The 18,391-nt window shown below is 52.7% G+C and carries 15 protein-coding genes; 5 read left to right on the top strand and 10 right to left on the bottom strand.

Annotated features, from left to right (window positions below; translation table 11 throughout):
* Position 1 precedes the first annotated feature (1 nt).
* The 6 genes from JRI95_04550 to JRI95_04575 form a co-directional block, all read right to left on the bottom strand.
* The gene (locus JRI95_04550) at positions 2-925 is read right to left on the bottom strand and encodes a DUF4115 domain-containing protein (protein MBW2060816.1); all 924 of its coding nucleotides are present in this window, start codon (positions 923-925) and stop codon (positions 2-4) included.
* Between the two features lie 19 nt (positions 926-944).
* On the bottom strand, positions 945-2,246 hold the full coding sequence (gene asnS, locus JRI95_04555) for an asparagine--tRNA ligase (protein MBW2060817.1): 1,302 nt from the start codon (positions 2,244-2,246) through the stop codon (positions 945-947).
* A 13-nt stretch (positions 2,247-2,259) separates the two neighbouring features.
* Entirely contained in the window at positions 2,260-3,219 is a 960-nt protein-coding gene (locus tag JRI95_04560; GenBank protein ID MBW2060818.1) for a SurA N-terminal domain-containing protein, read from the bottom strand.
* A 34-nt stretch (positions 3,220-3,253) separates the two neighbouring features.
* Entirely contained in the window at positions 3,254-4,186 is a 933-nt protein-coding gene (locus tag JRI95_04565) for a peptidylprolyl isomerase (GenBank protein ID MBW2060819.1), read from the bottom strand.
* A gap of 91 nt (positions 4,187-4,277) precedes the next feature.
* Positions 4,278-7,763, bottom strand: coding sequence for a transcription-repair coupling factor (mfd, locus tag JRI95_04570; protein ID MBW2060820.1), 3,486 nt, complete (start codon positions 7,761-7,763; stop codon positions 4,278-4,280).
* Between the two features lie 182 nt (positions 7,764-7,945).
* Positions 7,946-8,725, bottom strand: coding sequence for an SAM-dependent chlorinase/fluorinase (locus JRI95_04575; GenBank protein MBW2060821.1), 780 nt, complete (start codon positions 8,723-8,725; stop codon positions 7,946-7,948).
* A gap of 447 nt (positions 8,726-9,172) precedes the next feature.
* Between JRI95_04575 and JRI95_04580 the strand changes: the two genes are divergently transcribed.
* From JRI95_04580 to JRI95_04595, 4 genes are all read left to right on the top strand, one after another.
* Positions 9,173-10,351 (top strand): acetyl-CoA C-acetyltransferase, encoded by a 1,179-nt coding sequence (locus JRI95_04580; protein ID MBW2060822.1) that lies wholly within the window; start codon positions 9,173-9,175, stop codon positions 10,349-10,351.
* Positions 10,352-10,361: 10 nt separating this feature from the next.
* Positions 10,362-11,150, top strand: coding sequence for an enoyl-CoA hydratase/isomerase family protein (locus JRI95_04585; GenBank protein ID MBW2060823.1), 789 nt, complete (start codon positions 10,362-10,364; stop codon positions 11,148-11,150).
* A 62-nt stretch (positions 11,151-11,212) separates the two neighbouring features.
* Entirely contained in the window at positions 11,213-12,361 is a 1,149-nt protein-coding gene (locus JRI95_04590; protein ID MBW2060824.1) for an acyl-CoA dehydrogenase, read from the top strand.
* 116 nt (positions 12,362-12,477) lie between these two features.
* Positions 12,478-13,386, top strand: a complete 909-nt coding sequence (locus tag JRI95_04595; protein ID MBW2060825.1) for a hypothetical protein — start codon at positions 12,478-12,480, stop codon at positions 13,384-13,386.
* 20 nt (positions 13,387-13,406) lie between these two features.
* Here the strand turns inward: JRI95_04595 and JRI95_04600 are convergent, their stop codons facing one another.
* The 4 genes from JRI95_04600 to JRI95_04615 form a co-directional block, all read right to left on the bottom strand.
* Positions 13,407-14,762, bottom strand: coding sequence for a sigma-54-dependent Fis family transcriptional regulator (locus JRI95_04600; GenBank protein MBW2060826.1), 1,356 nt, complete (start codon positions 14,760-14,762; stop codon positions 13,407-13,409).
* A 22-nt stretch (positions 14,763-14,784) separates the two neighbouring features.
* Entirely contained in the window at positions 14,785-16,527 is a 1,743-nt protein-coding gene (locus JRI95_04605; GenBank protein ID MBW2060827.1) for a PAS domain S-box protein, read from the bottom strand.
* Positions 16,528-16,752: a cation transporter gene (locus JRI95_04610; protein ID MBW2060828.1), complete on the bottom strand. Its 225-nt coding sequence runs from the start codon at positions 16,750-16,752 to the stop codon at positions 16,528-16,530.
* A gap of 328 nt (positions 16,753-17,080) precedes the next feature.
* Positions 17,081-17,530, bottom strand: a complete 450-nt coding sequence (locus JRI95_04615; protein MBW2060829.1) for a universal stress protein — start codon at positions 17,528-17,530, stop codon at positions 17,081-17,083.
* Positions 17,531-17,948: 418 nt separating this feature from the next.
* On the opposite strand from JRI95_04615, the gene JRI95_04620 reads away from it, so the two are divergent.
* Positions 17,949-18,391 (top strand): hypothetical protein (locus JRI95_04620; GenBank protein MBW2060830.1); only part of this gene is annotated, 443 nt, incomplete at its 3' end.

The following is an 18,391-nucleotide window of genomic DNA, read 5'->3' on the forward strand; positions in this document are numbered from 1 at the left end:
GTCAGGGATTTTCCCGGGGTTGAGGCAGGGTGATTTCTTTTACCTGCCCGCGCTCCCCAATGGGAGGCAAGGCCTCGCCATCCAGAAAAAGCTTGATTCCTCCAGCATTACCTATCTTGAGTTTGAACAATTTCTCAGCCTGCCACGACATGGTTTCACCGGCGCTCAGGAGGTACTGTTTAGTCCTCTGTCCGTCAATGAAGATTCGAATCCAGGTTTCTTCAATAACATCTACTCTCAAGGTATGCTGACCGCCCTCAAATGTTGGGGTTGCATCCTGGACAAGAGGCGCGCCCCCGGGTTCCTCAGCCGCGGCCTGGATTTCTTCAGGAGCCTCAGGCTGAGCCGTGCTATGTTCCCTGGCGGTTTCTTTGTCCGCGGTTCCTGGCGCCTCAGTTAATGGAGGTCCTGGTTCAGCGGTCTGCTCCATTGCTTCATCGGGTACCGGTATTTCAGCTAAGGAAGCAAACATCTCTGCGGTCGGTTTTTGCTCCACCGGCGCGGGCATAGAGACTTGGGGTGTAGGGGCTAGCGAGGCGGGTTTTTTTTGGCGGCTGAATAAATAATACCCCCCCAGTGCAAGGACCGCTGCCACAAACAGGGCGATGACAACGATGGGCAAGATATAATTATTCTGCGTCTGAACAGCGGTAATTGGCGGCTGAACACTTTCCGGCGCCACGTCGTAAATATTATTATACTCCTCAAGGAGTTCTTGCTCGTCCAGCTCCAGCTCCCGGGCATAAGCTCGAATGAAACCCTTGACATAGACTGAGGCTGGCAGACGAGTGTCATCACCAGACTCCAAGGCCTCCAAATTATGCACAGGAACCCGGATCGCCTTGGACACCTCCTCAAGGGTTAACCCTTTGTTCTCTCGTTCTTTCTTGAGGTGCTGCCCAAAGGTCTCTGATGTAACTTCCATGGTCATAGCCTTTCCCTGTTCAGGGATAAAATCTATCCATTAATCGCGGAAATGGAATAGCCTCACGGACATGCTTGAGCCCGCAAAGCCAGGCCACGGTCCGCTCCAAACCCAGCCCAAAGCCGGAGTGGGGAACAGAACCGTAACGCCTCAGGTCCAGGTACCATTCCAAAGGCTCTCGGGGAATACCTTCTTTCTCCATACGGTTTACAAGGGCATCAAGGTCGTCTTCTCTTTGTGAGCCTCCGATAATTTCGCCATAACCCTCCGGGGCCAGCATGTCAACACAAAGGGACAGCCGCGGATCGGAAGGGTCGGATTTCATGTAAAAGGCCTTGGTTTGAACAGGGTAGCGGTGGATTAAAAGCGGGCGGTCGAATCGGCTGGATAGAAGTGTCTCATCCGTTCCACCCAGGTCCTGACCCCACTCAAGTCCGCTCCCCAGGCGTTTTAATTCTTCCAGCGCCTCATCGTAGGTCAGTCGGATAAAGGGAGGTGTGACTTTTTGAAGCGCCTGTGTATCCCGTTCAAGGGTCTCCAATTCCGCACTCCGTTTTTGAAGAATTCTATCCATGAGAAAAGAGATAAGGTCCTCGGCCAGGTCCATAATGTCGTCAAGATCGGCAAAGGCCAATTCTGGCTCGACCATCCAGAACTCGGTCAGGTGCCGTCGGGTCTTGGACTTTTCAGCCCGAAAGGTGGGGCCGAAGGTGTAAACCCGGCCCAGGGCCATGGCCCCTGCCTCGGCATACAGCTGCCCGCTCTGGGTCAGGTATGCTTCGCTGTGGCCAAAGTATGGAACTGTAAAAAGGGTCGAGGCGCCTTCGCAGTTGGACGGACTAAAAATCGGAGCGTCCAGGCGTATAAAGCCCTGCTGATCGAAGTATTCCTGGATAACGCGAATCAATTCCGCCCTGATACGCATGACGGCCTGCTGACGCCTGGACCGGAGCCAGAGATGCCGCCTTTTGAGCAAGAAATCCGAGCCGTGTTCCTTCGGAGTGATAGGGTATTCCTCTGCTAGCTTGATGATCTTCAGATTGGTAAGATTGATTTCATATCCGCCCGGAGCCCGTTTGTCCGCCTTCACCAGGCCGGTTATTTCAATCGAAGATTCCTGAGTCAGATCATGGTAAAGATTAAAAACCTCGGCTGGCACATCAGCCTGGCTCATGACCGTTTGAACGATCCCGGTTCCGTCGCGGAGCAGCAGGAAGTGAACCTTGCCACTGGTGCGTTTGTTATATAGCCAGCCGTTTAAGGTCACTGCCTGGCCAACGTGGTCGCCCAGTGTCTCAACTCTCATCCAGGGGTGCAGCATCAGTTGCCTCAGGTTAAAGCTTGATCTTGATGATAGATTTAGTTCGCGTTTCTCTCAACCATTCATTATACTTTTTTTCGAGCTCCAGGGTGATTAAAATCTCTTGGATTCTTCTCTTGGCCTGTATAACGGCCTTCTCATCCGAACCATACCTTGTCACAACCTGCAGGATTTGAATGGTTTGGCCTAACCTTATCGGATGAGTAACCTGACCGTCCTTTAAATTTTTGAGAGCTTCTTTGATTGCGGGTGCCATCTCGTTCCATGCAACCAGCCCCATGTCTCCACCCGCAGCGGCGTTGCTGCCTTCAGAGTATTCACGAGCCGCATCGGTAAAATCCTGGCCGGCCTTGATTTTAGCAGAGATCTCTTGAGCCCGGGTTATTTTTTCCTGGACCGCGCTTTCCGAAGCGCCTAAAGGCAATTTGAGCAGGATATTGCGGATATGGACCTTATCCTCGTGAATGAAATCTTTGGAATGGGCCTGGTAATAGGTCTCGATCTGTTCATTTGAGATGATAATTCGAGGGCGCATCTCCTGGTTGATCAGTTTCATCTTGTTTAACTGCCCGTAAAGATCGCTTTTAAACATGGCTAGGGTCATGCTTAGCCGATCCAAATTGGCCTCGAATTCTTCCTGCGTGACTGAGTTTAATTTCTTGAACCGTTCCAGGGCCCGATCCACTTCATTATCGCTGACAGTAATACCAAGCTTTTTGTTCTCTTGTTGCAGCAGTTTGCGCTCGATCAGCATTTCCAGAATCTGTCTGCGTATCTGGTTAATCTGGGTCCGGTCTTGGGTCGGTTTCTGTTTCAAAAAGGCTTTCAGGCGGAGGTCAACTTCCTGTAAGGTGATAATGTCCCCATTGACCACCGCCACGATTCGATCCACTATCTCCGCTTCAGTTGAAGCGATGTTAATACTCAGTGTGAGGACTAGCGCCAACAACCCGATTATTAATGCTTTACGCATTTGATGTTCCTTATTGATGTTTCGTTTCCCGTGCCTAACGTTTCAATGAAGTTAGAAGAGGGTTAATCTTTATTTTCGCATTGGCCCTGAGTTCTTTAATCCACTCAGTTAAAATCTCGGCCTCCTGACGGGCTATTATTAGCCGGTGTAAATATGCTTCTACTTCCTTAAGGCTCATGGGCCTGGCCGGTTTGACCTCGAGAACCTTGAAGATGGTGAATCCATACCTGCTCTCCACCACCTCACTGACCAGGCCAGGCTTGGTCTCTAAGATGGCCTGCCCTAATTCGGAAGGAAGGTTGTTCGGGTTGATCCAGCCGATCACTTCTTTTAAGGAACCGGCATCCCTGTCTTTATAATTTTGAGCTATAGTCCCAAAATCCTGGCCCGAACGAATTCTGCGGAGGGCCTTTTCAGCCTCTGCCTTGGTAAGGCAGGTAATATGCTCCACCCTGACTAAAGGGGGATGTATTAGTTCGGATCGGTGAGTCTCATACAATGCCTGCCATTCCTGCGGGTTTATATTGACCCTGGACTTGACTTCAGTCTCTATAATCTTTGTTATGAGCAGGCTTCGCTTCAAGCTCTCCAGCCATTCATCCATGAGGAGGTACTCCTTGATGAGCATCTCCTCGAATGATTGACCGGGGTAGTCGGCCTTGATCTCACTGACCTTGCGCGCCAATTCTGCCTGGGTGATGTTTACCTTTAGTTTTTCGGCCTCCTGTAAGATCAGCTCTTCCTCAATAAGCTGCTCGAGGATTTTCTCGATCACCTTGCCTTCATGTTCTGTAGTGTCCTGAAGTCCGGAGGATGAATGAAGGGCATGGCTCAGGTGCTCCATTTTAATAGGGCGGCCGTTCACCAGAGCCGCCACGTCCTCCCCCACGTCCGTTGCGCATCCAGTTAAACAGATGACAGAAGAAACTGCTATCAGGAGGATTTTCAGACGGCCGCGCCTAGTCATTTGTGCTCCTCCGGACTAACCTGAGTTTCCCTCCTTGAACCCCAAAGGGTTGAGTAAAAAAGAGAGGCCTTTGATTCCCGAATGTAGTCCTTCAAGTGATCTCTTGCAAGATGTTTCTTGCCTTTTTGAGGCCTTTAAGGTCGGAAAGGCCACCCAAAGCCAAATAAAGACGACCGTCCGGGTAGAGCCGGGCCTGCTCAGGATAGTTGTTGATCAAGTCCAGGACCTTTTCCGGGTCGGTCCGGCCATTTTCGATGAAAGACAAGGTCAACCCTCCCTGGCCCATCTCCATTTTTTTAATACCGGCTTTTACAAGCAATTGCTTTAATTCTATCACTTTTACGAGGCGCCGCACTTCGGGAGGCAGTGGACCGTAACGGTCAATCAGCTCATCACAAAGATCGGTCAGCTCATCCGCATTCTTAAGCGAGGAAAATCGGCGGTAGTGAATCAAACGCTGTTCTGTATCCGGGACATAGATTTCAGGAATAAAGGCCGATAGATTCAGGACCATCTCCGGGTCCACCTCTTGGACTGGTTGTTCACCCTTGAGTTCCCGAATGGTCTGTTCCATGAGTTGAACGTACATCTCATAGCCCACAGCAGCAATATGCCCGGACTGAGCCACTCCGAGGAGGTTTCCCGCACCACGATTTTGAAGATCGTGCAAGGCAATCTTGAAACCCGCCCCGAGCTCGGAAAAGTCCATCAGCGCCTTCAGCCTTTTGCGGGCCACCCTGGTCAGGTTGTCTTCACTGGTCACCAGAAGATAGGCGTAAGCCTGAACGTCAGAACGGCCGACCCGGCCGCGAAGCTGATAAATCTGGGCCATGCCGAAATGATCGGCGTTATTGATGATAATGGTGTTGGCGGTCGGGATGTCCAGGCCTGATTCGATGATGGTTGTGGTCACCATAACATCTATTTCCCGGCGAAGGAATTTGAGCATGACCCTCTCCAGGTCTCTTTCCTTCTGTTGGCCATGAGCCACACCGAAACGAACCAGAGGCATGAGCTTCCTGAGCCGGAAGGCCAGAACCTCGATATCCTTGACTCGATTGTGCACAAAAAAGACCTGCCCTCCTCGATTCAGTTCCTGGGCGATGGCCTCGCAGACAGTCGTCTCATCGTATCTGAGAAAGTAGGTCTTGATGGCCTGCCGGTCTTGAGGCGGCGTTTCAATGGTCGAAAGATCCCTGATACTTGTCAGTGACATCTGTAAGGTGCGGGGAATCGGGGTGGCGCTCAAGGCCAGCACGTCTACCATGAGCTTGAGCTTTTTCAGTTTCTCCTTCTGTTTGACTCCAAAACGGTGTTCCTCGTCAACGACGAGCAATCCCAGGTCCTTGAAAGCGACATCACGTTGAAGGAGGCGATGGGTTCCGATAATGACATCCACCTGGCCAGCGGCCAGCCGGGAAAGGATCTCACGCTGCTGGCTGCGTCCCTTGAAACGGGATAAAACTTCTATCTCGACCGGGTATTTTTGAAGCCGTTCTTTAAAGGTCTGGTAATGCTGTTCCGCCAGAACGGTGGTCGGAACAAGAACAGCCGCCTGCTTACCGTCCAGGACGGCCCTGAAGGCGGCGCGCATGGCCACTTCCGTCTTGCCAAAGCCCACATCGCCGCAGACCAGCCGATCCATGGGTTTTTCCGACTCCATATCGGATACGACCTCAGTAATGGCCGCCAGCTGATCGGGCGTCTCCTCATACTCGAAAGCAGCTTCGAACTCCCGGTAGTATCCATCCGTGGGTGAGAAAGCATGACCTTTTCTGGCTTCCCGGGCGGCGTAAAGGCGAATGAGGTCTTCAGCCATTTCCCGGATGGAGGTCTTGATTTTACTCTTAACTCTCTCCCAGGATTCACTTCCCAGTTTATCCAGGCGCGGTGGGCTGCCATCTGCCCCAATATATTTTTGAACGGCGCTAAAGCGGTCCACAGGCACATAAAGCCTGTCACCGTCCCGGTAAACGAGATGGAGATAATCGTTGGACAGCCCGCCCACATCCAGTTTTACCAGGCCCTGGTACTGGCCGACCCCATGATCTACATGGACCACGAAATCTCCAAGAGACAGGTCTTGAAAACTGGAAAGATGGACCCCTTTAATCTCCTCGATCGCCCGCCTGACAACCCGGCGCTTCGGGCCAAAGAGTTCCTCTTCGGAGACAAAAGCACGGGCGAACGAATCCAAAACGAAACCGGCTGATAAAAAACCTACCTTCAATCGAAATTGGGCCGTGGACTTGGTCAGGTCTTTTCGGCTCCCGAAGTCTAAGGCTGGATATAGGCTGTAACCCTCCAGCAGCCCGGCCATGCGCCGGGCTTGTTCCTCGGTATGGCAGACCAGGACAACCTCCAGGCCTCGATCAAGCCAGGCCCTGACCCGGGCCACCAGGGGAGCCAGAAGCCCGCCCGATATGTCAGGTCGCTCCATCTGAGTCCTGAGGTCCTGGTTCGTTTCGATGCGGAAGTGGAAAGAAGGGGATGAGGCAGAACGATCCAGGACACTTAATTCCTTGATCCGGATGACTGGCTTTCCCTCAAGGGACTCTGTAAACCGTTCAGGGGTCTGGTACAGCCGCTCCAATTTCAGGTGAGGCTGGTTTTCCTGCTGCAGCCGCTCCAGATGAGCTTCGAGTCGGTCAAGATGTTCGGCGCCGACCTGGATAAAGCGTTCCGGATCGAGGATCAGCCGGATGGTCTGCGGGTCGGCATAGTCATTTGGCGCGTAAAGCCGGTCATAAAACAGAGGCAGGAAAGACTCCAGGCCGGGAAAGTATTCAGCCTGAGATATTTTTTCTTCCAGGGGAGCGCATATGGCTCCCGGCCAGCCCGCTTCGTCAGCCATCGTTCTGAAAGCCGCCAGGGCCTGTTCAGCCCGGTCCGGCTCGAAAATAATCTCATTGGCCGGGAGGAGCACCAGTTCTTCGATCTCCTTTACTGTGCGCTGGTCAAGGGTTCTGAAGGTTCGGAGAGACTCGATGTAGTCCCCGAAAAATTCGGCTCGCACCGGCCGCCTGACTCCAGGAGGATATAGGTCCAGGATGCCGCCCCGAACCGAAAAGTCGCCCGGCCCCTGAACCATGGGGCTGGAGTAGTATCCAGTGCGGACCAGGCTGGCTAAAAGGTTCTCCCGATCCACTTCCTGGTTGGTTTCTAAAAAATCCACCGAGTTAGAAAGAACCGACCCGGGCAGGGAAAATTGAAGGGCAGCTGAGGCAGACGTCACTACTACCAACGGACGCCGGCCGGTTATCAGAGCGTAAAGAGCCCACAGCCGTTCGAAAACCAACTCCGGCGCTGGCGATTGGCCGGTAAAAGGCTTGACGTCATTGGAAGGCAACAGGAGGATTGCTTCATCCGCCGCACCTTCAGGCCAGAAGAATTCCATGTCACGCACAAAATCTTCGGCCTCGAGAGGAGTTGGCAGAAAAACCAGGTAAGTCCCGGCCTGACGATTAAGCATCTCGGCTAAAATAAAGGCCGTGGCGGAAGAACTGAGTCCGGTAAATTCCACCTGCTGCCCCGAGGCAGGTATCAGTTCGGCCGCATCTTGAGAAAGCGGTTTCATCTCGCAGCCTCACACTAAGGGCCAACAGACCCTTTACATCATTAACTAATTGATTATACTCAAATCCTTTAAGAAGGCAAGCCCTGGTTGCATGTCCGTTCCGATGAATATTGAACTCAAGATATCTGCTAACAAGATTGTGGAATTTTCAGGGGCAATAGTGACCGCCTCATAAATGCTCCTTACTTTGGTGACCGTCTGATAAGAACCGGCGTTTCTAGAGTTAAATCAGGAGAATTTTCTGCTGAGCCCATGCTCCTGGCAATCTCCAAAAAACCGCTGCTGCCAGCAATGGCCATGTATTCTCCCGGCTTGACCGCGCGGTAGGAGGGGGCCAATCCCTTGAGAGTCACCGATCCGGCGGAAATGTCCAGATTCCAACCATTGCATTCTTTTACTGGAATATTGGTGATGAGGTTGCCAAAACGATCAATATAAACCACCCGGCCCTCGATGAAATCCGGTTTGATTTCAGGCTTAAGGGGCGCCAATCTAACCGGGCCGGTTGCCAGGGGTCCAACCTCTTTAAAGGCGAACCCCAGGGAGAGGTGAGCAGCGGCCGGGGCCATATAATCCCTGCCGTGGAAGGTTCGGCTGATCTCAGGAAGGGTCAGAACCGGGTTTTCAATGTAACGGGCTTCAAAGGAAGCGGCCTCATCCAGGACGTAGCTAAACAGGCCATTGTCAGGGCCGACAAAGGTTTGGTTTTCGGCCTGAATAGCGATGACAGCTCGATTCGTGCCCACACCTGGATCAACCACCCCGAGATGAATAGTTCCCGCTGGGAAATAGGGAAAGGCGCTCAAGAGAATAAAGGCAGCCTGAGTCAGGCCCTGTGGTGGGAGTTCGTGAACCAGGTCCACCAGCTTCACGGAAGGATTGATTCTGAAGATAACTCCTTTCATAACCCCGACAAAATGGTCCTGCAGGCCGAAGTCTGTGGTTAAAGTAATTACCGACACCCCTTTAATCTCCTTTTAAACCCAAATATAAAATATACAGCCTTGAGATCATACCAAAAAAATAATCACTCTGCCTGCCTAAACAGGGCGTAAGGATACTCTGATCATTTTTATGCCTGGCGATTCCTTTACAGGGTTAGTTTGAAAGCCTTACAAACGAGAGGAAAATGTTTGACAACCCTTTCTTGATGAAATATATGCATTGCTTGAGGCCGCAGAGGGTTCTGATGACGCCGCTTCAGGCTGCTTCCAGACGTGGATTCCTAAAGATAAGAGGTATGGCTGAGTCGGCTTGACGTAAGATCAGCCAGGCTGTGATTAGGCAAGGCAAAGAAGCGACGGGTGGCTCCGACGGAAAAGGATACTTGAACACGATTCCTTTAAAAACAGATACTTACTAAATTACACAAAAAGTTTGGAGTAGACAAACCATCATAGGAGGAATACATGAAAGATATTGTTATTGCCAGCGGAGCTCGAACACCAACCGGACGCTTTGGCGGCGCTTTGAGGGATATTACTGCCGTGGAACTTGGAGTGGTAGCCATGAAAGAAGCTCTGATAAGGGCCGATGTAAAGCCTGAAGAGGTGGACGAGGTCGTCTTGGGTAATGTCCTGCAGGCCGCTCAAGGCCAGAATCCCGCCCGGCAGGTAGCTTTAAAAGGCGGGTGCCCTGTGACCACCATCGCTGCGACGATCAATAAGGTTTGCGCTTCAGGGCTCAAATCGGTCGCCATGGCTGCTCAGTCCATCAACGCGGATGATGCGGACATAATCCTGGCCGGAGGCATTGAGAGTATGAGCCAGGCCCCGTTTTATGTAAACAAGGCGCGCTGGGGAGTCCGTATGGGTGATGTCCAGATGATTGACGGCATGCTTTACGATGGACTGATGGATATTTTCAACCGCTATCATATGGGCATAACTGCGGAGAATGTCGCAGAGCAGTTCGGGATCAGCCGCGCCGACCAGGATGCCTTGGCCTTTTCCAGCCAGGAGAAGGCCCTGGCGGCTATAAAATCCGGCCAGTTTAAGGATGAGACCGTACCGGTCATGGTCCCGCAAAGAAAAGGGGAGCCCAGTGTTTTTGACACAGAAGAACACCCGCGTTCCACCTCGGTTGAGGCCTTGTCGAAACTGTCTCCTGCTTTCAAGAAAGGCGGGACCGTCACCGCGGGTAACGCCTCAGGTATTAACGACAGCGGGGCCTGTGTTGTGGTTATGTCCAAGGAGACGGCGGCCAAGCGAGGTATTAAACCTTTAGCCAGAATTGTCTCATACGCGGCTGCCGGTGTGGACCCATCTATAATGGGTACCGGCCCTATCCCGGCCACGGAAAAGGCCCTGGCCCGAGCCGGTATGACGGTTGACGATCTGGATCTTATTGAGGCCAACGAGGCTTTTGCCTCCCAGGCCATTGCTGTAAATCGCCACTTTGGATGGGATATGGAAAAGGTCAATGTCAACGGCGGGGCCATCGCTTTGGGGCATCCCATCGGCGCGAGCGGCTGCCGGATTCTGATTACCCTGATTTTTGAAATGATGAAGAGGGAGTCGAAGTATGGCTTGGCTACGCTCTGCATCGGAGGCGGCCAAGGTTTTGCAATGATTGTCGAACGGATGTAAAGGAGGGCTTATGTCTTATCAACATATGATTTTCGAGGTTAAGGATGATATCGCTCTGGTGACGTTCAACCGGCCAGAGACGCTTAATGCCTTGAATCCGGAACTGATGCAGGAGTTCGGGGATATACTGGACGAGATAGCCGCGCATGAAAGTATCGCCGTGGTTGTCCTGACCGGGGCTGGCAAGGCCTTTGTCTCCGGGGCGGATATCAAGGCCATGAGTGAGTTCACCCCGCTGCAGATTCGTAATTACCTCGCCAGGGGCCACGAGATCCTTTTTAAGATCGAGAGTCTCCTCCAACCGGTCATTGCTGCGGTCAATGGTTTTTGCCTGGGCGGAGGCAATGAGATCGCCATGGCCTGTGACTTCGTCTATGCCTCGGAAAAGGCCCGTTTCGGCCAGCCTGAAATCAAGCTGGGTATCATTCCTGGTTTCGGCGGCACGCAGCGTCTTCCCCGCCTGGTTGGCAAAGGCCTGGCAAAAGAACTTTGCCTCACCGGTGAATTCCTTAGAGGGCAGACCGCCCTGGCCGTGGGGCTGGCCAATAAGATTTTTCCTCCGGATAAATTAATGGAAGAGACCATGAAAACGGCCAGACTGATCGCCTCCCACGGCCGGTCTTCGGTCCGCGCGGTCAAACAGCTTGTTGACCGCGGCACTCAAATTGACCTTCGTGCCGCCTGCGCTCTGGAGGTGGAGACCTTTGCCGCGGTTTTTAGCAGTTCTGACGCCAAAGAAGGATTAACCGCCTTTCTCGAAAAGCGTCAGCCAGAATTCACGGGAACATACGAAAGTTAATACAACAAGATTAAGGACCAGGGGTGTGCTCAATGCCCCGGGTCGAACCGAAGGAGTTAGACATGGACTTTCAGCTTTCAGAAGAACACCAGATGGTCAGGGACATGGCCCGGCGGTTTGCCACGGAGAGAATTAAACCTTTAGCTGCCGAACTGGATCGGACTCACAGGCATCCGGCCGAGATTATCGAGGAGATGGCCGAGCTTAGACTCATGGGGATTGCTGTGCCTGAAGAATACGGGGGCGGCGGCATGGATAACCTTTCTTACGCCCTGGCTATGATAGAGATTTGCAAGGCATGCGCCTCGGTTGGAGTTATCATGGCCGCTAACAGCTCGCTTTATTGCTACCCGGTCATGGCCTTTGGCACTGAAGAGCAGAAAAAGAAATACCTCACGCCGGTGGCTTCGGGTGAACATTTGGGCTGCTACGGCCTGACCGAAGCCGGGGCTGGTTCGGATGCGGCCGCCGTCAGAAGCACCGCCGTGCGGGATGGCGACGACTGGATTCTCAACGGTGAAAAAAAGTTCATCACCAATGGCAATGTGGCTGACTACTGCGTCCTGGCGGCGAAAACGCAAAAGGATATGGGCTATAAAGGCATCTCCACCTTTGTGGTTAATTTGAAGGAAACCCCGGGCTTTTCCGTGGGCGTGATCGAAGAGAAACTGGGCATCCTGGCCAGCGGCACGGCCGAACTGGTCTTTGAGGACGCCCGCTTGCCAGGCGACGCCCTGCTGGGCAATGAGGGCGAAGGCTTCAAGCAAATGCTGACCACTCTGGACAGCGGCCGCATCGGTATCGCCGCCCAGGCCGTGGGCATCGGACGGGCCGTTCTGGAGGAGGCTGTGGATTATGCCAGGGAGCGGGAACAGTTCGGCAGACCCATCTCCAAGCTTCAGGCCATCCAGTTCAAGCTGGCCGATATGGCCATGGAGCTGGACGCAGCCGAACTCTTGACCCTGAGAGCCGCTTATAATGAAGATAATAATCTTCCCTTTGAGAAGGAGGCGGCCATGGCCAAGTGTTTTGCCGCGGACGTGGCCATGCGTTCCGCGATTGAGGGCGTTCAGATTCTGGGCGGTTATGGATATATCAAGGAATATCCCATGGAGCGGCATATGCGAGACGCGAAAATCTGCCAGATTTATGAAGGCACCAATGAGATCATGCGTGTGGTCATTGCCAATAATCTCTTGAAAGGAAAATAAACCCGGAAGACATCTAGACCGATGTCATTAAAAGCCTGCTCCGCAGGCAATCAGATTGTGGAAAAGGATTTTAAAAAAATTTCTTCCGGGGAGGCCTTACTTAGGAGCTAGGATCGTTGAAGGAGTGCGCTATGACCATGCAGCCCATTGAGAACGTGCTTGTCCTGGTCAACCCAGTTGCCGGTCGCGGACAGTTACACATGAACATGGGTGATGTGGAGCGCGCCTTCCAGCGTTGTGGGGTGAAAGCTAAGATGGTCCTTCTTTCCGATCCGGACATGGCCCTCAAGGCCGTTGAAACACAGGCCCGGGAGATGTCGGCTGTTGTGGCTGTGGGCGGAGACGGTACGGCCAACCTGGCGGCCAAGGCGATTCTGTCTGCGGGTGGGGACTGGCCTCTGGGCCTGATTCCGTTAGGTTTTGGGAACTGCCTGGCACGGTCACTTGGTCTGCCTCTGGATGTGGACGCTGCCGTGGATGTAGTGGCGCGCGGGTGCGTCAGAACTTTAGACCTGGCCTGGGTTCGGGAGCGGCCGGTGGTTTATACCTTGGGCGCCGGCTTTGACGCGGACATAATAACCCGGGTCAGTGAAGCTCGAGTTGGCGGTGTCTGGATGGGGGATTACCTTAAGGCGTTTTGGAACTCCTTCTGGCATTACGACTGGCCAGAGATTGAAGTCGAAGTGGATAACCGGCTGCTTGAGGGCCGGTACGCCCAGGTTATCCTCAGTGCGGTGCAGGTATATGCCGTTTTCTTTAAACTAAGACCCAGCGCTGGATTCCAGGCCTATCTCTTTCGCAAACCCCAGCCCAAAGACCTGTACAATTTCCTCGTCCGGGGCTTAAGTTCGGATCTCACCCGCGCCGCGGACCTGTCCGTGCCAGTCAAGAGCAGTCTGCGGATGACTTCCGCCCCCACACCTGTTCCCATGCAGATAGATGGCGAAGTCGGGGGGTTTCTGCCGGTTACCTGCGATATTAAGCCCGATGCGCTTAAGGTCCTGGTCCCCAGCGCTGATGATTAATTATAACAGATAATTAAGCCTTACAGATTATACTCCTTGATCTTGTTGAGAAGGGTCTGACGCGTGATACCCAGCATGGCCGCGGATTTAGTCCGGTTGCCGCCGGTTTCTTCGAGCGTTCTCTGAATCAGTTCCGCCTCGACCTCCTTAAGGGTCATGCCAGCGGTCAGGCTGCGGCCGGACTTGTCCCGGTCAGGTCCGGACTGAATAGCCAGAGGCAGATCCTCGAATTCGATATAATCCCCCCGGGCCAGGACCACGGCCCGTTCGATAGCATTAATCAGTTCGCGCACATTACCCGGCCAGGTGTGGGAGATAAGGGCCTTGAGGGCCCGAGGCCGGAAGCCTTTAATGGATTTCCTGTTTCGAGACGCGGACTCAACGAGAAAATGTTCCGCTAAAAAGCCGACTTCGCCAGGGCCTCGCTCCCTGAGGCTCGGCACAATAATTTGCACCACGTTAAGACGATAATAAAGGTCTTCCCGAAACCGGCCTTTTTCGATCTCCTCTTCCAGGTCCCGGTTAGAGGCGGTCAGGAGGCGCACGTCCACTTTGAGGGTCTTTGTCCCGCCCAGCCGTTCAAAGGTCTTTTCTTCCAGGATTCTGAGCAGTTTGGCCTGGGTGGTCAGAGATAATTCGCCGACCTCGTCCAGTAAAAGGACACCCTGATGAGCCAGTTCGAACCGACCGATCTTGCGCTGATGCGCCCCGGTGAAGGCCCCTTTCTCATGTCCGAAGAGTTCGCTTTCCAGCAGTGTTTCGGGCACCGCGGCACAGTTGATGGCAACAAAGGATTTGTTTCGGCGAGGGCTGTTTCTGTGCACCGCCCGGGCCACCACTTCCTTGCCTGAGCCGCTTTCTCCTAAAATAAGCACTGTTATCTCAGATGGGGCCACCAGAGCCAGCGTTTCCTTCAGAGCCAGCATTGGGGGGCTGCGACCCTTGAGATCGTCAAAGTCATACTTGCGGGCCAGATCTTCCTCCTGGCGCGTCCGAATCTCATCCAGGTCCTTAAGCTTGAGGACCTTCTCGATTTTGAGCAAAAGTTCATCCGTGTCCAGAGGCTTGGTCAGGTAGTCCTCAGCCCCCATCTTGAGCGCCTTAACCGCAGAATTAATGGACCCGTAGGCCGTCATAATGATCACCGGAGCGGGGAGACCGGAATCGGACAGGTTTTCGAGCACCTCTAGCCCATCCATGCCCGGCATTCGGAGATCAAGAAGGATCAGGTCCAGGGCTTCGGAGGCAACCAAATCCAGGGCCTCCTCGCCCGTGCCTGCTTCAAGGATTGCAAAACCAGCCTCCTCCAAGTGGGCTTTGAGCATGAGCCGATGAGCTGGCTCGTCATCCACCACCATGATACGCTTTTGATTCATGCTTTCTCCATGCTTCTCTTTTTTAAGGCCGGGGAAAGTGCAGTGAAAAAACGGCCCCATGACCGGCCTGGCCGCCCACGACCACCCGCCCGCCATGAATTTCCATGATTCGGGCCACCTGAGCCAGGCCCAGCCCTGTTCCCTGGTCCTTGGTAGTGTAAAAGGGATCAAAAAGCCGGGAGCGGTCGTCGAGGTCAATGCCAGGCCCGGTATCTTCAATCTTGACTAGCGCAAAGCCTGTTTCAAAATAGCTGGTGACCTTGAGCAGGCCGCCGTGAGGCATGGCCTCGATCCCGTTGAGCAGTATATTGAGAACGGCCTGAATAACCTGATCCCGGTCGGCATTAGCGATTAAAGGATCCTGAGTCAGGTTCTCTACTATACTCACCCCTTGATGTCTCGCATCGTCGCTTACCAGGCCCAGGGTGTATTTCACCACTTCGTTGAGGTCTGTGGGCTTGAGGTCAGGTTCGCGAGGCCGCGCGAAATCGAGCAGACTGTTCATGACCCGGTTAAGCCGGTCAATCTCAAAGACCATCACCTTGAGGTATTCAGCCTCCCGGCTGGTTTCGTCCAGGTCCCGGGCCAGAAACCGAGCCAGCCCGCGCATGGAACTCAAAGGATTCCGGACCTCATGAGCCATGCCTGCGGCCAGACGGCCCATCGCGGCCAGTTTCTCGCTCTGACGCACCTGCTCCTCCAGGTCTTTGATCTGGCTGAGATCACGCAGAATGAAGACAGCGCCCGAGCCTTGCCGACCCTCAGCTCCCGAAGGCACCGCCGCGACACTGACAGCCAGAGGTATGGACCGGCCGTCTTTAGTGGAGACTTCAAACTCCTGGTCGAGCACTGACCTGCCCTGGGCCAGGCGAGGCAGAAACTCCTCGGCCAGGGCCTTAATCACCGGCTGATCGGCCAAGCGCTTTTCATCTGCATCTCCCCAGGCAAAAATTTCGCGGGCAGCTCGATTGATCATGACCAGTTCTTCGTGGGGGTTAAAAGTTATCAGACCGTTGGGCATGTTATCCACGATACCGGCCGTATAGGTGCTCAGATTGGACAGTGTCCGGTCAATGGTGCGATAGTTCTGAAGAATAAAAATTAAATAAATAGCCCCGAAGCCAACTAAAAAAAGCAGTCCGCCCATGATCAAGGCGCGGTGAAACTGATCTTGCCGGCTCGAGATATAGGCGTCGGTTTTTAGGCCAATCAGAATAACCCGAGGCTCCAAAAACTCAAACAGCCCTTCAGGCCGATTCCTCATGATGCCCGGTTTATGCTCCCTCATCCCCGGCCTGTGCGTCATCCCCGGCCTTCTGAACTCAAGCGGCTTGAGGCGCCGTCCGGAAAGATAAAGGTTCCCATCCTGAAACCAGCTCACGATGCGATCGGTCCTGAGCGGACTGGTAATTTGATGATAATTTTCGAGAACCCGCCCGGTAAGCTCAGGGTTGGAGTGAGCCAGAACGACTCCCCGATTATTGAGGAGGGTGATAAAGGCCACATCACTGCTCTGGGACATCTCATGGATAAGTCCCTGCAGGGATTCCGGCCGCCAGGTCCAGAAGCGCCACCCGGTCCTGAGACCGGCGGCCAGACCGGAGACAACGGCTGTGCCTTGAGCGGCCAGGATGCGCTCGGCTTGCTTTCCCGCCCGATCCAGATTGAGATAGGTCGTAACGGCCAGGACCGCTAAAAGCACCATCGCGGCGGCCAGAAGGCCAATTACCGGCAGAAAGAGGGTCTTGGCAGCAAACCGAGGCAATCAACTGGCCTCATATCCGGCTGCCTTGACCGCGGCCACCAGATCCTCGCGATTAACCTTGTCTTTTTCTAGGTTAACAACTGCCTTTTGAGCCTGGTGATCAGCGATGGCCTTTTTAACACCCTCAACATTGAGAAGGGCCTCCTTCACACGGGCTTCACAATGGCCGCAGGTCATCCCGGTGACTTTAAGCTCGATCTTTTCGCTTCTGCTAAAAATTCCCATATTCTCTGCCTTTGGTGGCTGTTGAATAGTAATTATAAAAGAATATCCTAAACTTGGCCAGAGGGGAAACAAGATTTAGATCACCCAGGGTCTATTTAATATAAGGCAAAATGTGGACCACAACCAGTCAGCAGGTCGGTTTGCCTGTCTAACATATTGAAAAAACAGCATTTAACTATCTGGGATGTAAGGAAAATTTGGATTATGGATATGAGCTGCTTGGATGATTTTTTTACACCTGAAGGGAGAATGTAAAAAAATTAGACGCGGGGCCTTGAAACCACTGCCCAGGCTGCCCTGAAAGCGAATCAAGAAGGTAAAGATATCGTCAGGGCGAAGCCTGCCTGGGGGGTTTGATGATTAAAATTGGAACCGGGCTATGGCGAGCTATCTTCTCGGCCATGCTGCCAAAGACAATCCGGTTCAACCCCTGTCGGCCATGCGTGCCCATTATTACCAGGTCTATGCCATTTTCCTCAATGAAAGTAACGACCTCTGTGGCTGGGTCACCCACGAGTATATGGCTGGAATAGCTCTTTTCCATAAAATTTTTGTCACAAAATTCCTTCATCTTCTTTTCCGCGCCCTTTTGAATGTCCTGATGAAAGCTGTAAATGGAAGGGTGCGGCACATCCAATTCGGTGAAATAGGTGAGGTCGCGAGCAACATAGAGGATGAAGATTTCGGATTGGAATTTTTCTGCGGTCGTAAGAACATATTCTATCATGCCTTCCTGGACCTCAGAAAAATCCACTGGGAAAAGGATTCTTTTAAACATAGTTGGCACCTCCCGGACAGAACAAGGCAGAAAAACGTTGATTAATCAAAGCATTACACTGGCAGCTTAAACTATGGAGACATACCCCTGTCATTGGTCAAGATCACGTCAGTTAAGGTTTGGCCTTTCTGGCGGTACTGGAGTCTGAGATGGATACGAAAGGCCTTGCTGTTTCCTTGAATTAATCTTGCATTATAAGACTATCTTGATATTTTAACAAAAAAAATTGCCATAACAAGAATTAATTTCAATTTACCAAACCACCCGATTATTATTGACAGATACAACATTGGTTTTTAAAATAGAGATCCTCGAAGCAGTTAGAAAGAGGCTTCATGGACATTAAGGGGATGAATAAGCCTGATTGCCATTAAACAATTAAGTAATTTTATATCTTTTTGAAAGGAGATGAACAGGTATGCATAAATTAATAATGAGGTTGGGTGTTGTTTGTGTAATCCTTATGGCATTTTTTGTTTTGCCTTCACTCGCCAATGCTCAAGGGGCTTTTCTTTACAATATCAAGGGGTCCACCGGTTTTAGCCAACCCGATCTTCAGGGAATCTGGCAGTTTTCTGATGGTAGGGTTTATGGGAGTGTAACTCTTGACGAATCGGGAAATATTCTAAGCGGTAGTGTTACCGTCCCGGAAGAAGACCTCCCTATAGATTTTGAAGGCGGAGCCCTCTTAATAACCGCTGCAGGCGAGATAACCGGCGAAATAGACCTCGAAGGCGGGGATACCGTGACCTTTAATACCGGGAGGATGGACCAGGGAAGGAATCTGTTTGTGGCGATTGAAGACTCTCCTGAAGACGCGGGAGCGGTTTTTTTTATCAAGAGCGGCGGCCAAACCAGCGA

The organism is Deltaproteobacteria bacterium, assembly GCA_019308995.1.
In the GTDB taxonomy this organism is placed as follows: Bacteria; Desulfobacterota; Desulfarculia; order Adiutricales; family JAFDHD01; genus JAFDHD01.

Excerpts from the sequence above, each read along its gene's own strand:
- JRI95_04585 (MBW2060823.1), top strand. The coding sequence starts at position 10,362 with ATGTCTTATCAACATATGATTTTCGAGGTTAAGGATGATATCGCTCTG.
- JRI95_04615 (MBW2060829.1), bottom strand. The coding sequence starts at position 17,530 with ATGTTTAAAAGAATCCTTTTCCCAGTGGATTTTTCTGAGGTCCAGGAA.
- asnS (MBW2060817.1), bottom strand. The coding sequence starts at position 2,246 with ATGCTGCACCCCTGGATGAGAGTTGAGACACTGGGCGACCACGTTGGC.
- JRI95_04565 (MBW2060819.1), bottom strand. The coding sequence starts at position 4,186 with ATGACTAGGCGCGGCCGTCTGAAAATCCTCCTGATAGCAGTTTCTTCT.
- JRI95_04610 (MBW2060828.1), bottom strand. The coding sequence starts at position 16,752 with ATGGGAATTTTTAGCAGAAGCGAAAAGATCGAGCTTAAAGTCACCGGG.
- mfd (MBW2060820.1), bottom strand. The coding sequence starts at position 7,763 with ATGAAACCGCTTTCTCAAGATGCGGCCGAACTGATACCTGCCTCGGGG.
- JRI95_04600 (MBW2060826.1), bottom strand. The coding sequence starts at position 14,762 with ATGAATCAAAAGCGTATCATGGTGGTGGATGACGAGCCAGCTCATCGG.
- JRI95_04580 (MBW2060822.1), top strand. The coding sequence starts at position 9,173 with ATGAAAGATATTGTTATTGCCAGCGGAGCTCGAACACCAACCGGACGC.
- JRI95_04550 (MBW2060816.1), bottom strand. The coding sequence starts at position 925 with ATGGAAGTTACATCAGAGACCTTTGGGCAGCACCTCAAGAAAGAACGA.
- JRI95_04590 (MBW2060824.1), top strand. The coding sequence starts at position 11,213 with ATGGACTTTCAGCTTTCAGAAGAACACCAGATGGTCAGGGACATGGCC.
- JRI95_04560 (MBW2060818.1), bottom strand. The coding sequence starts at position 3,219 with ATGCGTAAAGCATTAATAATCGGGTTGTTGGCGCTAGTCCTCACACTG.